The following is a 13,309-nucleotide window of genomic DNA, read 5'->3' on the forward strand; positions in this document are numbered from 1 at the left end:
AACGGCGCCCCCGGGCGCGCATTGATCCGGCGCAAGGAGAACGTCCATGGCCGACCCGAAGGACCCCCGTTCCGAGGCCGAGAAGGCCCGGGCCGACCTCAAGCGCAACGACGAGATGGGCCTCGCCGTGCCCGAAAGCCCGGAGGAGGCGCGGCCCTCGGTGACGCCGGAGACCTTCGGCGAGCGGACCGATCCCGGCTACGAGGGGCCGGTCGACCGCGAGAGCCGCGACGACCCGCTGCCCGAGGCGCCATAAGCCCGACGGTTGTTATCATCGGGCTTGTCCCGGTGATCCCGATGCGTGAGACGCGGCGGCCCGTTGACCGGGGTGGCCGGGACGAGCCCGGCCATGACGCGCGTGCCGAATGGCGGCCGATCCGGTACACAGCCGACGCATGCGCGTCGTCTCCCTCTACCGCTACCCGGTCAAAGGCCTGTCGCCCGAGCGCCTGGACAGCGTCCGGCTCGAGCGCGGGGCGTATTTCCCGGGCGACCGGCTCTACGCGATCGAGAACGGGCCCTCGGGCTTCGACCCGGCCGACCCGCGGCATCAGCCGAAGATCAAGTTCCTGATGCTGATGCGGAACGAAACGCTCGCGCGGCTGCGCACGCGCTACGACGAGGCCACGCAGACGCTGAGCGTCGATGGGGAGGGGAGCTCGGTCACGGCCGATCTCTCTCAGCCGCAAGGCAGGCTGGCTCTCGAAGCCTTCATCCGCCGCGTGCTGCCGCGCGAGCTGCGCGGCCCGCCGAAGGTGCTGACCGCGCCGGACGGGTTCCGCTTCACGGATTCCCGCCGCGGCTACGTCTCCGTGATCAATCTGGCGAGCGTGCAGGCGGTTGCGGACATGATGGGCCGGCCGGTCGATCCGCTTCGGTTCCGCGGCAACGTGATGGTCGAGGGCCTGGAGCCATGGGCCGAGCTCGACCTCGTCGGGGCGGAGCTCGGGAGCGCGTCGGGGCTGCGCCTCAAGGTGACCAAGCGGATCGAGCGCTGCGCGGCGACGAATGTCGATCCGGCCACCGGGGAGCGTGATATGGAGATCCCGAAGACGCTGATGCGGCGGCTCGGCCATGTCGATTGCGGGATCTATGCGGAGATCGTCGCGGGCGGCGAGTTGAGGCCCGGCGAGCTCCTGGAGATCCGGCCCGAGGCCCAGGCGAGTCTTCTGCTCGCCGGGGGGACGATGCCTTTTTGAGCCACGCACGCCGCCCGCGCCGGCAGAAGCCAGCGCCCGGGATGCGGCGTACGGCTGGATACAGCTCTGAACCCCGGCTTTCGCCGGGATGAGCGGGAGGAGGCGGCAGCGCCGATCCTCCCGCGGGTCCCCTTACTCGGCTGGCTTCTCGGCCTCGGTTCCCCCGAAATCGAGGGCCTCGGCCGGCTCGGTCCGGCGTGGCCGGCGGGTGCGGCGCGGCCTCGGCTCTGGCGCGCTGAAGGCGGGCTCGGCTTCCGGCTCCGCGGCGTAGGCCGGCATCGCCTCGGCGGGTTCGGGACGCTCGTCCTGATCCAGCGCGATGGTCGAGCGCACGGGCGTGGTCAGGAAGGCCGGGAGCCCGCCTGCAGGGGCGTCGCGCTCCTCGGGTTCGGGCTGCTGCCCGGCGAAGCGCCCGCCCTCCGGCCGGCCCTGGCCGCGGTCGCGGTTGAAGTCGCGCCGGCCCTCCCGGTTCTCGCCGCGGCCGAAGCGCTCGCGCCGGTCCTGGCCTTCAGGTCGGTCCTGCCGCTCGGGCCGGTCCTGCCGGTCGAAGCGCTCGCCGTTTTGCCCCTGGCCGTTGCGCTCGAGGCGCTCGCCGCCGCCGCGCCCGGCATTGCGGTCATAGGCGTTGCCGTTCCGGTCGAAGCGCTCGCCGTTGCGATCGAAGCGCTGATTGCGGTCCTGGCGCTCTCCGCCGCCCTGCCGCTCGTTGCCGTAGCCGCGATCCTGCCGCTCGCCGCGATCGAAGCGGCCCTGCGGACCCTGGCGGTCCCCGCCGCCCTGGCGCATCTCGTAAGGATTGCCGCCCATCTCGCCGAACTCGTCGGGGCCGCCCTGCATCCCGCGCTCGGCCTGGCCGTAGGGAAAGCCGTTCGGGCCTTCCTCGTCCCCCTCCTCGCCATCCTCGTCGTAGGGGCGGCCCTGGGTCCCGAACTGCTGACGGTAGGTTTCCTGCGCGGCCGCGATGAGCCGGTAATAATGCTCGGCATGCTGCAGGTAGTTCTCGGCCGCAACCGGGTCGCCGCTCGCCGTCGCGTCGCGCGCGAGCTGCGCGTATTTGTCGGCGATATGCTGGGCCGTGCCTCTGATCTTAACGTCCGGCCCATTCGACTCGTAGGAGCGGGTCAGCGGGTTCGGACCCTTGCCGCGGTTGCGCCCCCGCATCCGCCTGTTCTGTCCTGGTCTCATCGATGTTTTCAGACCTTCGCTGGTTGCCCTGCCACGGCAGGCTCCTGCGCGGGCCGCGCTCCCGGCCTGCGCAATCCCGTCACCTCAGCGCGGACCCGGCCGCTATGCCGGACCGTCCGTCAGTGTAGGATTCGATTGACCGCGCCGCGTCTCGGCTGAACGCGCGGCCCTTGTTGTCCCCGAGCGATCGTGGGCTTCGTGCCTCGACGTCGCATCAAGCCTGGACCATTCTCGTTAACCGGCAGCAAATTAGCCGCTTCTCTTCCGGTCAACAAGCCATTTTTCGTCTGCCCCGACCATGTGGGGCACTGTCCACGGGAAACAAGGCCTACCGCGTAAGGACGATCGCGCGGCTGTGGCCGGCCAGATCGGTTCTGAGCGCCTCTTTGCGCCAGCCCTGCGCCCGGCCGAGTTCCTCGACGGCGGCCGCTTGGTCGTGCCCGAGCTCCAACACGAGGCGCCCTCCGGGGGCAAGACAACGCCATGAATCGGCAAGTATAGCCCGATAGGCGTCCAAGCCGTCGCGCCCTCCGTCGAGCGCGGCGGCGGGATCGTAGCGGGACACATCGAGGTCGAGAGCGGCAATCTCGGCAGTCCGGATATAGGGCGGGTTCGAGACGATCAGGTCGAAGCCCGTCCCGAGCGCGGCCGCCCAGTCCGAGGCCGCGAAGCCCGCCCGGAGGCCGACGCCGTTCCGTGCGGCATTCGCGGCCGCGATCCGCAACGCGTCCGGCGAGCGGTCCACTCCCACCCCGAAGGCGGCGGGCAGCTCGGACAAAAGCGCGACCAGGATGCAGCCCGACCCAGTGCCGAGATCGAGGATGCGGCGGGGCGGCTCCACACCGGCCGATCGCTCAAGCGCCGCCTCGACCACCGTCTCCGTGTCGGGCCGCGGCGCGAGGACCTCCGGCGCGAGCCGGAAGGGCAGGCCCCAGAACTCGACCTCGCCGAGGATGCGCCCGACCGGCTCGCGCGCGAGCCGGCGCCGCGCGAGCGCGCCCAGCCGCGCCGCCTGCTCCGCCGTCAGCCGTTCGTCCGGATGCGCCAGGAAGGCGGTCGCGCCGATCCCCAGCGCGGCCGCGACGAGAAGGCGGGCATCCAGCGCGGCGCTGGCGATCCCGGCCGCGGTCAAAGCGCGCCGCAGCCCAGCCTGCGCCGCCGCCCGGGTCATCCGAGCTTCGAAGACCGGGCCGTGCGCCCCCTCTCCCGTGTTCATGCCGCCCGATATCTTCTCAGGCGCGCGCCGACTAGAAGAGACGCATGCCCGACGAGACGCTCCGCACCGCGCGCGCCCGCACCGTGACGATCCCGCTCTCCGGCGCGCCGGCGGAGACCGGCGAGCGCGAGATCGCGGTCGAGACCGGCGTGGAGGTGAGCTTCGGCGGCGTGCCTTTCGCCGTGATGATGCTGACCCCCGCGGACCTGGAGGATTTCGGGGTCGGGTTCAGCCTGACCGAAGGGATCGTCGAGCGCGCCGAGGAGGTGCGGCGGGTCGCCGTGACGGAAGAGGAGCGTGGGATCGGCATCTCGATCGAGGTCGCGCCGGACCGGATGCACAACCTCCTGGCCCGCCGCCGCTCGATGTCCGGGCGGACCGGCTGCGGGGTCTGCGGCATCGAGGACCTGGAAGCGCTGGAGCGCGCGCGGCCCGTGGAGAGGGGAGGGGCATTCGCGCCGGTCCCGATCGCCGCGGTGGCGCGTGCCCTCGCCGAGCTGCCGGAGCGGCAGCGGCTCGGCCGCGCCACCGGCGCGACCCATGCGGCGGGCTTCGCGGACCGCAACGGCGCGATCTTGCTCGTCCGCGAGGATGTCGGCAGGCACAATGCCCTCGACAAGCTCGTCGGCGCCGTGCTGCGGAACGGCCTGGATCCGGCCGGCGGCTTCGTGGTCGTGACGAGCCGCTGCTCCTTCGAGATGGTCGAGAAGGCCGCCTCGCTCGGCGCCCGCCTCATCGTGGCGATCTCCGCGCCGACCTCGCTCGCCATCGAGCGCGCCGGCGCGCTCGGCGTGGCGCTCGTGGCCATTGCGAGGCGCGACACGGTCACCGTCTTCCACGGCGCGGAGGCGCTCTCCTACCCGGAGGCCTGAGCGGCGGAGCGCCTCGCGATCGCGAAAACCTCGAGAAGCTCCTCGTCGGCGCGACGCCAGCTCACCTTGACCGGACCGGCCCGATCGGGGACAAGGACGCTCGTTTCCATTCGATGTCCTCCCGGCCTTGAGCCGGGTTTTTTATGTGCGGAACCCATGGCCAACGTAGTCGTGGTCGGCGCCCAGTGGGGCGACGAGGGCAAGGGCAAGATCGTCGACTGGCTCTCCGAGCAGGCGGACGTGGTGGTGCGCTTCCAGGGCGGCCACAATGCCGGCCACACCCTCGTCATCGACGGGGTGACCTACAAGCTCTCGCTCCTTCCTTCCGGCGTGGTGCGCCCCGGCAAGCTCGCCGTGATCGGCAACGGCGTGGTGCTCGATCCCCATGCGCTCGTGACCGAGATCGCGGCCTTGGCCGGGCAGGGCGTCGCGGTCACGCGCGACAACCTGCGCATCGCGGACAACGCGACCCTGATCCTGTCGCTTCACCGCGATCTCGACGCGCTGCGCGAGGCCGCGGCCGGGGCCTCGTCCATCGGCACCACCAGGCGCGGCATCGGCCCCGCCTACGAGGACAAGGTCGGCCGCCGCGCGATTCGGCTCATGGATCTCGCCGATCTCGACGCGCTCCCGGCCAAGATCGAGCGCTGCCTCGTCCACCACAACGCGATCCGGCGCGGGCTCGGCCTCGACGAGATCCGGCCGGAGGCCATCTTCGACGAGCTCGCCTCCGTGGCCCCGAAGGTCATGCCCTTCATCGACACGGTGTGGCGGCTCCTCGACGAGGAGCGGCGGGCGGGCAAGCGCATCCTGTTCGAGGGCGCGCAGGGCGCCCTGCTCGACGTGGACCACGGGACCTATCCCTACGTCACCTCCTCCAACACGGTCGCGGGCCAGGCCGCGACCGGCTCCGGCCTCGGGCCTCGGGCGGTCGGGACCGTGCTCGGCATCGCCAAGGCCTACACGACCCGCGTCGGCTCGGGTCCCTTCCCGACCGAGCTGCATGACGCGACCGGCGAGCTGATCGGCACCCGCGGGCGCGAGTTCGGCACCGTGACGGGCCGCAAGCGCCGCTGCGGCTGGTTCGACGCCGCGCTCGTGCGCCAGACCGTACGGACCTCCGGCATCGACGGGATCGCGCTGACGAAGCTCGACGTGCTCGACGGTTTCGAGACGCTGAAGGTCTGCACCGGCTACCGTCTCGACGGCGAGGCGATCGACCATCTCCCGGCGAGCCAGGGCGCGCAGGCGCGCGTCGAGCCGATCTACGAGGAGGTCGAGGGCTGGCGCGGCTCGACCGCCGGCGCGCGGTCCTGGGCGGAGCTCCCGGCCGAGGCGGTCAAGTACGTGCGGCGCATCGAGGAGTTGATCGGCGCGCCCGTGACCGTACTATCCACCTCCCCGGAACGGCGCGACACCATCCTCGTTCAGAACCCGTTCGAGGCCTAGGGCCCGTATGGCGGACTACTACTCGCTCCTGGCGAAGCTGCTCGACGGATTGCCCGACGCGACCGCGGCGACGCGCCAGGGCGTCTACGACCGTGCGCGGCGGGCGCTCTCCGACCAGCTCCGGAGCGTGACGCCGCCGCTGACAGAAGCCGAGATTCAGCGCGAGGGCCATTCCCTCGAGACCGCCATCGCGCAGCTCGAGGCGCGATACGAGAGCGGGGCCGATCCCGGGCCAGGGGCGGTCCGGCCGGCGCCCGAGCCGGACGCCGAGCTGCGACCGGAGCCCGTCGCCATTCGACGCGGCGGACGCCGCCAGCGACCCACAGCGCTGCTCGCGGTGCTCGTCGCGCTCGCGGTCCCGGTCGCCGTGCTGGCCTGGCTCTGGCGCGACCAGCCGCGCTCTGCGCCGGAGCCCGCCCCCGAGGCGGCCGCTCCGGCCGCGCCCGCCCCGCAGGCCGACAACAAGTTCCCCGAACGGGTGGGCGGCGCGCCGCCCGGGCCCCAGCCGAGCCGGCCAGCATCGCCTCCCGCCCAGCCGGCAGCCCCGGCCGCGCCCGCCCCGCAGGCGGTTCCGGCGCCTGCTGCCGGCCAGGGCGAGATCTCGGTGGCGCAGCGCGCCCTGATCTTCGAGGAGAACCCGTCCGACCCGCAGCAGCCGATCATCACGACGGGCCGGGCGCTCTGGCGCCTGGATGCCGTGAATGCTGGCCAGGGTATGCCGCTCGAGACGGTGATCCGCGGCACGGTCGAGCTGCCTCAGGCCGGGCTGACGCTCAACATCCTGATCCGGCGCAATCTCGACCCTGCGCTCCCGGCCTCGCACACGATCGAGCTGACTTTCGCCAATACGTCCGTGAACGGCGCGCCTCCGCGCGTCGTGCGCGACGTGGCTCTTCCCATGATGCGGCCGGAAGAGACGATCCGCGGGGTGCCTGTGGCCGGGCTGCCCGTACCCGTGAAGGAGAACGTGTTCCTGATCGGTCTGTCGGACCTGAGGGGCGACGTCGACCGCAACACCGAACTCCTGCTCCGGCGCAACTGGATGGAGCTGCCGATCCGCTTCTCGTCGGGTCAGAAAGCTGCGCTGCTCTTCGACAAGGGCGTCTCGGGGGAGCGGGTCTTCCTCGACGCCTTCCGGCAATGGGGTCAGTTGCCGGCCCAGTAGCGCGCCCGGTCGGGCCGGAGCCTCAGCCGGCGAGCGCCGGCTGAGGACGCGCCGCCTCGCGGGCGGCGAGGTTCTTCTTCACGGCCTCCTGCACCTTCTCGAAGGCGCGGACCTCGATCTGGCGCACGCGCTCGCGGGACACGCCGAACTCGCCCGAGAGCTCCTCGAGCGTGATCGGGTCATCTGCGAGGCGGCGCGCCTCGAAGATGCGGCGCTCGCGTGGGTTGAGCACATCGAGCGCCTCGCGCAAGGCGGCGAGCCGGTTCGACCCCTCTTCGGCATTGGCGAGGACGGCCTCCTGGCTGGCGGATTCGTCCACGAGCCAGTCCTGCCACTCGCCCGCGCCCTCCTCCCGGAGCGGCGCGTTGAGCGACACGTCGCCGCCGAGCCGGCGGTTCATGTCGATCACGTCCTGCTCGGTGACGCCGAGCTTGGTCGCGATCTGCTGCACCTGCTCGGGGCGCAGGTCGCCCTCGTCGAGCGCCGAGATCGCGCCCTTCGCCTTGCGCAGGTTGAAGAAGAGCTTCTTCTGGTTCGCGGTGGTGCCCATCTTCACGAGCGACCACGAGCGCAGGATGTATTCCTGGATTGCGGCCTTGATCCACCACATCGCGTAGGTCGCCAGCCGGAAGCCCTTGTCCGGGTCGAAGCGCTTGACGGCCTGCATCAGGCCGACATTGCCCTCGCTCACGACCTCGCTGATCGGCAGGCCGTAGCCGCGATAGCCCATCGCGATCTTCGCCACGAGCCGCAAATGCGACGTGACCAGCTTGTGCGCGGCTTCTCGGTCCCCATCTTTCTGCCAGCGCTTGGCCAGGATGAATTCCTCGCTCGGCTCCAGCATGGGGAACCGGCGGATCTCGTTCAGGTACCGCGAAAGCCCGCCTTCGCTGGCGAGTACCGGTAATGATGCCATTCCTACCTCCTCGGGGCCCCCCTTGGAGCAGGCCCCACGGCGGCCCCGTTCGGCGGCCGCGCGACCCACGAATATAGTGACTGGAAGCGTGGCCAAACAGGGGCGGCGCCGTCCGCCGCTGGGCAGACAACGCTTATGGCCCTGGATCGTCTCAGCTTGACAGCTTGCGTTCGGGCCGATGTGCGGGAGCGCACATCCGGAGCGCGGCCCTCAGCTTCTCCAACTCCGGCGGGAGCGGGCTCTCGAAGCGCATGATGCGCCCCGTGCGCGGGTGCTCGAACTGGAGCAGCGCGGCGTGCAGCGCCTGACGCTGCAGCGCAGCGAGCGCAGATCCGGCCTGCTCGGGCAACAAGGCGGCCTTCGTCCTGAACCCCGCCCCGTAGACCTCGTCGCCGAGCAGCGGGTGCTTCACGAAAGCGAGATGAACCCTGATCTGGTGGGTGCGGCCGGTCTCCAGCTCGCAGCGGACGAGGCTGGCCGCCGGATCGGCGGGATCGCCGAAGAGCTCTTCGACCGCGTAATGCGTGACGGCATGCCGTCCCTTCTCCTCGGGCACGACCGCCATCTTCTCGCGATTGGAGTTGTGACGCGCGATCGCGGCTTCGATCGTTCCGCGCCGCGGCTCCGGCGCGCCCCAGCAGAACGCGAGATACGCGCGCTCCAGCGGCCCCGTGCGGCCGTGATCGGCAAACTGCGCGGCGAGCGCACGATGCGCCGCGTCGTTCTTCGCGGCCACGAGGAGCCCGCTCGTATCCTTGTCGAGCCGGTGCACGATCCCGGGGCGCGCGACGCCGCCGATTCCGGAGAGGCTCGCCCCGCAATGGGCGAGGAGCGCGTTGACGAGCGTGCCGCTCTCGTTGCCGGCGCCGGGATGGACGACGAGGCCGGCCGGTTTGTCGAGCACGACGAGGTCCTCGTCCTCGTAGACGACCTGGAGGGGGATGCGCTCGGGTACCGGCTCCGCCGGGGCGGGCGGCGGCTCGGCGAGGGCGATCTCGGCGGAACCCGCCGCCTTCAGCGAGGGATCGCGCACGGGCTGGCCGGCAAGGGTGACGTGGCCCCCGCGGATGAGCGCCTGCAGGCGCGAGCGCGACAGGTCGGGCCAGGCGGAGGCGAGCAGCCTGTCGAGCCGCTGGGCCGGCGCGCCCGGCGCGAGCTGGTGGATTCGGGTCGTCATCTGAGGGTCGCCTCGGCAGGGGCGCGGATGTCGCAGCGTGTCCGAGGCCGAAATGGCACCGGGATGGGGTTGTGGCCACCCCGCCGGATCATTATAGGAGCCGGACCGACCGGACAGCTCCCATCGTCTAGCGGTCCAGGACGTCGCCCTCTCACGGCGAAAACAGGGGTTCGAGTCCCCTTGGGAGCGCCAGCGACTTCAAGCACTTAGCCGGTTCTCGATTTCGAACGTCTACTAAGCGTCGAGTAAACCACCTCTGGACATCCCTGGACGTGGTTGGCGCTGCGACGCGATCGCTCAACGAATCTCGGAATGCAGAGAGGCCCCGAGTGCTGACACCGCCACCTGCGAGTTGAACGCGTTAACCTTCGTTATTTATGTCCGAGTAAGGACCGAGGGCGACCAGACGCAATAGCGATCAGCGGGAGCGCATCCGAAGCTGGGGGAGCAACATTCCAAGTTCCGCCTCACGGGCAAGTTGCGGGTCCGACAGTATCGAAGTTGACCAGAGCGGAACTCCTGAGCGTCCGGTCGTGGGCGAGCCGCCCAAGGGCCAGCAACCCGCGCCACGGACGGTGCACTCTGAGCAGTGGTATGCAGGCGGTACGGTCAGCGCCTGGGGAGCGTGCTCTCGAAGGCTTTCGCCATAAGGGATGGGACGCTCGGCAGCGATGTCTATGCCGTAGACTCGACAAGGCGACACGGAGGCGGGATCTTGCGCGACCTTCTGTGGGCCAAACGCACGCCTGACGGCGCATGGCACTCGCTGGTCGATCATTCGGCGGACGTGAGTGCTGTGCTCGCGGCGATCCTCGATCTGCCGCTTCTCCGGAAACGGCTATCCGCCCTCGGAGCGGCCGAGGCGCTCGATAGCCCGGCGGCACGAAGCCGCCTCGCGGCGCTCGCGTTCCTGCACGACATCGGCAAGGCCAATCGCGGCTTCCCGGCCCGCTCCGATCCGGCCGCGCGGATCGTCGGCCATATCGACGAGCTCGCCTGGGTGTTTTCCGAGAGCCGGGGCGCCGAGCGCGTTTGTGCCGGGCTGATCGAGGTCCTGGGCCTCTGGGCCGATACGAAGGGCGGCCGGATGAGGGTCGCCCGGCGCATGTACGCGCTGCGGCTCGGCGAGGTGCTGCCCCATCGCGACATCGCCGTGCTACGCGGCATCGAGGGGGCGCGGGTCAAGGAGATCTACCGCCAGGCCGCCGAGCGCCATGGCATACGCTGGGACGGCCGCCGCTACGACCGCCAGAATCCCGGTGCGGCCGACATCCCCAACCAGGCGCTGAACCACGCCGCCTCGGCCGTGGAGGGCGCGGCCGCGATCGCGGTCGCGGCGACCGCCACCATCCCGCAGCACGGCTTCGTGCACGAGGATTCGGGCCAGAGCTTCGTGCTCGACATCGCCGATCTCTTCCGCGACACGGTCACGGCCCCGTGCGCCTTCAAGGCCGCGAAGGCGCACGAGAAGCGGCCGTTCGATCCGGTCGAGCGCCTCGCCCGCCGCACCGTCGCCGAAAGGCTGCGCCGGGACGGCGTGATCCCGCCATGATCGACCGGATCAAGACGCTGTTCGACGAGGAGGCGCCGTGAGGAGGGAGGATGCGCGATGCCCATGACCGTGGTCGTGACGCGCGACGTCGCCGACCGGTACCGCGGCTTCCTCTCCTCCATCATGCCGGAAGCGGCGCCCGGGGTCTTCGTCGGCGCCGAGCTCTCCAAGGGCGTCCGCGAACGGCTCTGGACCGTGCTGAGCGATTGGTGGCCGCCTCGGCCTCCGCACCCTGGGCCTGCCGCCCCGAACCCTTTCCGATCTCGACGGCGCGCTCCTGCTTCGCCGTTGACGCCGCTCTTTGACATCGTCAATGATTCCAGATACTTAGCTGGCAGAGGCTCCCCCGCCCACGCGGGGATGGACCCGTTCTGTGCATTGGCCTGCTCAACGCGGCCGGGGCTCCCCCGCCCACGCGGGGGATGAGAGCTAGCGGCGGAGCGGGCACGTTCGATAGTCGCTTCTCCCACGGACGTCCGCTCTCTTGCCGTGGGGAAGTGGAAAGAACGGCGCAATCCGCTCCATCTGCCGCTCGCTCACAAGAACAACCCCATCGCCAGCGCCTCCCCCTCCCCAAGCGGAGACGCTGAAGCACACCTCATCCAAATTAACAGGTCCTGAGCCTAGCTTTGATGCGGGCAAACCCGAACGTTTTTGCCTATTTTTATACCTGATGCAGAAAATCTGTGCGGCAGCGCCCGGATGGGATCGGGACACGTTGACCGGTTGTCAGACTACAGTAATGTAGCGCTACATTAGCGCGCCGAGGCGATTATGACGTTTTCCATTATAGCCCGTGATCCCGCGACCGGGATGTTCGGGATCGGCATCGCGACGTCGGCAGTGGCAGTTGGCAACCGGTGCCCTTGGGTGAAAGCCGGCGTTGGTGCGGTGACGACCCAGCACCGTACCGACACGCGCGCGGGCCCGATCGGGCTTGAACTCCTCACCATGGGCTGCTCGGCGGCAGAGACGGTGAGGGTGCTGTCCGAGACGAACGACTTCCCGGGCGAAAGACAGTTTGCGGCGGTCGACAAGGAGGGTCGGGCCGCCTTCTGGAGCGGCCCCGAAATCGAATGCCTCAACGCGGGTCATGCTGGAGACGGCTGCGTCTCGACCGGCAACTTCATCGCCAACACAGGGGTGCCGAAAGCCATGGTCGAGGCTTTCGAGGCCTCCAGCCATCTGGTCTTCGCCGAGCGTCTGCTCGCTGCGGTCGACGCTGGACTCGAGGCGGGTGGCGAGACGAAGCCGATCATGTCTGCCGCCCTCCTCATCGCGCATCGCGAGAGCTGGCCTCTGGTCGATCTTCGCATCGACTGGGCGCAAGACCCGCATGTCGAGCTCCGAAAGCTGTGGGATTTTTACGAGCCGCACCAGGAGCGCTTCGTTAAGCAGGTCCTGACCCCGTCCGACCTCACGCTGTTGGCGGATTCCCCGATGAATGTTTAGCTGCCCGCCGCTCTCGAGGCGGCGAGCAGATGGCTCCTCTTCCCCCGCACAGGAGAGTATCTTGAAACCGAACGTGATGTTGTCTGCGCTCGCCTGCTCCTTCCTCCTGGCAGGCATGTCCTCGAGCGCGGTTGCGCAGCGGGCCACCCTCACTGTCAACTCCTGGGGCGGCGCCTACGAGAAGCTGCATAAGCAGCTCATCTTCGAGCCGTTCGAGAAGGCCAACAACGTCAAGATCAACGTTGTGACCGTCTATTCGGCCGATACGCTCGCGCAGTTGCGGGCACAAAAGGCGGCGCCGCAATACGATGTCGTCCACTTCTCGGGCGGGCAGGAAGTCGTGGCGGCTCGCGAAGGGCTGATCGCGCCGATCAACGCCGAGGAACTGCCGAATGCCGCGAACCTCTATCCGTTCGCGAAGGAGGGCATGTCGCGCGGGGAGGGGCCGGTCCATCTCGTGACGGCCATCGGCCTCCTCTACAACGAGAAGAAGGTGAAGAATCCCCCGAAATCCTGGAAAGATCTCTGGAAGCCGGAATACGGGGATCACCTCGTCCTGACCGATCTGTCGAACTCGTACGGCCTTCTCGGCTTCCTGATGATGAACAAGGTCTGGGGTGGCTCGATCGAGAACACCAAGCCCGGGCTCGACAAAGTGCGTGAACTTCTCGATCGTTCGACGATCATCTCGTCCTCACCCGAGATTCAGCAGAATTTCGCTCAGAACGACGCGTGGGTCGCGGCCTTCTCCCAGGACTACGCCCACGTCGTCCGACAGGGCGGGCAACCGGTGAAGTTCGTCATGGCCGAGGAGGGCACGCCGGCCGTGTTCTTCACCGCCAACCTCGTCGCGGGCCGTCCTAACCAGGCGCTTGCGAAGAAACTGATCGACTTCTCGCTGTCGCCGGAGGTGCAGGCCGCCTTCGCGCGCGAGATGCGCTACTCGCCGACCAATCGACTCGCGAAGCTTGATCCGGCAGTGGCGAGCGAGGTGGTCTACGGCGACGCCGTGAACGGACTTGTCCGGTTCGACCCAGCCCAGGTCGACGCGAACCGTACCGCGCTGGTCGAGAGCTGGAAGAAGCTGATCGCCCGCTGATAGGTCGCGGGCTCGTTCGGACCGGCC

General features: G+C 69.5%; 13 protein-coding genes and 1 tRNA gene. 10 read left to right on the forward strand and 4 right to left on the reverse strand.

Translation table 11 applies throughout. The annotated features are described in order from the left end of the window. Positions 1–46 precede the first annotated feature (46 nt). Positions 47–256 (forward strand): hypothetical protein, encoded by a 210-nt coding sequence (locus HJG44_RS16600; RefSeq protein ID WP_171219441.1) that lies wholly within the window; start codon positions 47–49, stop codon positions 254–256. 139 nt (positions 257–395) lie between these two features. Beyond that, positions 396–1,199, forward strand: coding sequence for an MOSC domain-containing protein (locus tag HJG44_RS16605; protein ID WP_171219442.1), 804 nt, complete (start codon positions 396–398; stop codon positions 1,197–1,199). Positions 1,200–1,331: 132 nt separating this feature from the next. Here the strand turns inward: HJG44_RS16605 and HJG44_RS16610 are convergent, their stop codons facing one another. Together HJG44_RS16610 and prmC are read right to left on the reverse strand one after the other, a co-directional pair. After that, the gene (locus HJG44_RS16610; RefSeq protein WP_246736287.1) at positions 1,332–2,360 is read right to left on the reverse strand and encodes a DUF4167 domain-containing protein; all 1,029 of its coding nucleotides are present in this window, start codon (positions 2,358–2,360) and stop codon (positions 1,332–1,334) included. A 352-nt stretch (positions 2,361–2,712) separates the two neighbouring features. Continuing rightward, a complete protein-coding gene (prmC, locus tag HJG44_RS16615; RefSeq protein WP_246736288.1) occupies positions 2,713–3,600 on the reverse strand; it encodes a peptide chain release factor N(5)-glutamine methyltransferase in 888 nt (295 codons plus the stop codon). Between the two features lie 44 nt (positions 3,601–3,644). Here prmC and fdhD point away from each other — a divergent pair, with 44 nt between their 5' ends. From fdhD to HJG44_RS16630, 3 genes are all read left to right on the forward strand, one after another. Continuing rightward, positions 3,645–4,472, forward strand: coding sequence for a formate dehydrogenase accessory sulfurtransferase FdhD (gene fdhD / locus HJG44_RS16620; protein ID WP_171219444.1), 828 nt, complete (start codon positions 3,645–3,647; stop codon positions 4,470–4,472). 156 nt (positions 4,473–4,628) lie between these two features. Further along, positions 4,629–5,921 (forward strand): adenylosuccinate synthase, encoded by a 1,293-nt coding sequence (locus HJG44_RS16625; RefSeq protein ID WP_171219445.1) that lies wholly within the window; start codon positions 4,629–4,631, stop codon positions 5,919–5,921. 7 nt (positions 5,922–5,928) lie between these two features. After that, complete coding sequence (locus HJG44_RS16630; RefSeq protein ID WP_171219446.1) at positions 5,929–7,086, forward strand: histidine kinase; 1,158 nt, start codon at positions 5,929–5,931, stop codon at positions 7,084–7,086. 22 nt (positions 7,087–7,108) lie between these two features. Here HJG44_RS16630 and rpoH read toward each other — a convergent pair whose 3' ends face one another. Together rpoH and HJG44_RS16640 are read right to left on the reverse strand one after the other, a co-directional pair. Next, positions 7,109–8,002, reverse strand: a complete 894-nt coding sequence (rpoH, locus tag HJG44_RS16635; protein WP_171219447.1) for an RNA polymerase sigma factor RpoH — start codon at positions 8,000–8,002, stop codon at positions 7,109–7,111. Between the two features lie 151 nt (positions 8,003–8,153). Next, positions 8,154–9,179: an RluA family pseudouridine synthase gene (locus tag HJG44_RS16640; RefSeq protein WP_171219448.1), complete on the reverse strand. Its 1,026-nt coding sequence runs from the start codon at positions 9,177–9,179 to the stop codon at positions 8,154–8,156. A 116-nt stretch (positions 9,180–9,295) separates the two neighbouring features. Between HJG44_RS16640 and HJG44_RS16645 the strand changes: the two genes are divergently transcribed. From HJG44_RS16645 to HJG44_RS16670, 5 genes are all read left to right on the forward strand, one after another. After that, a tRNA-Glu gene (locus HJG44_RS16645) sits at positions 9,296–9,371 on the forward strand. Between the two features lie 523 nt (positions 9,372–9,894). Further along, a complete protein-coding gene (locus HJG44_RS23420) occupies positions 9,895–10,731 on the forward strand; it encodes an HD domain-containing protein (RefSeq protein ID WP_210261150.1) in 837 nt (278 codons plus the stop codon). A gap of 63 nt (positions 10,732–10,794) precedes the next feature. Then, positions 10,795–11,157, forward strand: a complete 363-nt coding sequence (gene cas2e, locus HJG44_RS24460; RefSeq protein WP_210261151.1) for a type I-E CRISPR-associated endoribonuclease Cas2e — start codon at positions 10,795–10,797, stop codon at positions 11,155–11,157. A 348-nt stretch (positions 11,158–11,505) separates the two neighbouring features. Next, complete coding sequence (locus tag HJG44_RS16665) at positions 11,506–12,183, forward strand: DUF1028 domain-containing protein (RefSeq protein WP_281411523.1); 678 nt, start codon at positions 11,506–11,508, stop codon at positions 12,181–12,183. 61 nt (positions 12,184–12,244) lie between these two features. Next, positions 12,245–13,282, forward strand: coding sequence for an ABC transporter substrate-binding protein (locus tag HJG44_RS16670; protein ID WP_246736289.1), 1,038 nt, complete (start codon positions 12,245–12,247; stop codon positions 13,280–13,282). The last annotated feature ends 27 nt before the right edge of the window (positions 13,283–13,309 follow it).

Origin of the sequence: Enterovirga aerilata (assembly GCF_013044135.1) — a bacterium.
GTDB classification, from domain to species: Bacteria; Pseudomonadota; Alphaproteobacteria; order Rhizobiales; family Beijerinckiaceae; genus Enterovirga; species Enterovirga aerilata.

Excerpts from the sequence above, each read along its gene's own strand:
- HJG44_RS16665 (WP_281411523.1), top strand. The coding sequence starts at position 11,506 with ATGACGTTTTCCATTATAGCCCGTGATCCCGCGACCGGGATGTTCGGG.
- HJG44_RS16640 (WP_171219448.1), bottom strand. The coding sequence starts at position 9,179 with ATGACGACCCGAATCCACCAGCTCGCGCCGGGCGCGCCGGCCCAGCGG.
- rpoH (WP_171219447.1), bottom strand. The coding sequence starts at position 8,002 with ATGGCATCATTACCGGTACTCGCCAGCGAAGGCGGGCTTTCGCGGTAC.
- HJG44_RS16630 (WP_171219446.1), top strand. The coding sequence starts at position 5,929 with ATGGCGGACTACTACTCGCTCCTGGCGAAGCTGCTCGACGGATTGCCC.
- fdhD (WP_171219444.1), top strand. The coding sequence starts at position 3,645 with ATGCCCGACGAGACGCTCCGCACCGCGCGCGCCCGCACCGTGACGATC.
- HJG44_RS16610 (WP_246736287.1), bottom strand. The coding sequence starts at position 2,360 with ATGCGGGGGCGCAACCGCGGCAAGGGTCCGAACCCGCTGACCCGCTCC.
- cas2e (WP_210261151.1), top strand. The coding sequence starts at position 10,795 with ATGACCGTGGTCGTGACGCGCGACGTCGCCGACCGGTACCGCGGCTTC.
- HJG44_RS16605 (WP_171219442.1), top strand. The coding sequence starts at position 396 with ATGCGCGTCGTCTCCCTCTACCGCTACCCGGTCAAAGGCCTGTCGCCC.
- HJG44_RS16625 (WP_171219445.1), top strand. The coding sequence starts at position 4,629 with ATGGCCAACGTAGTCGTGGTCGGCGCCCAGTGGGGCGACGAGGGCAAG.
- prmC (WP_246736288.1), bottom strand. The coding sequence starts at position 3,600 with ATGAACACGGGAGAGGGGGCGCACGGCCCGGTCTTCGAAGCTCGGATG.
- HJG44_RS16600 (WP_171219441.1), top strand. The coding sequence starts at position 47 with ATGGCCGACCCGAAGGACCCCCGTTCCGAGGCCGAGAAGGCCCGGGCC.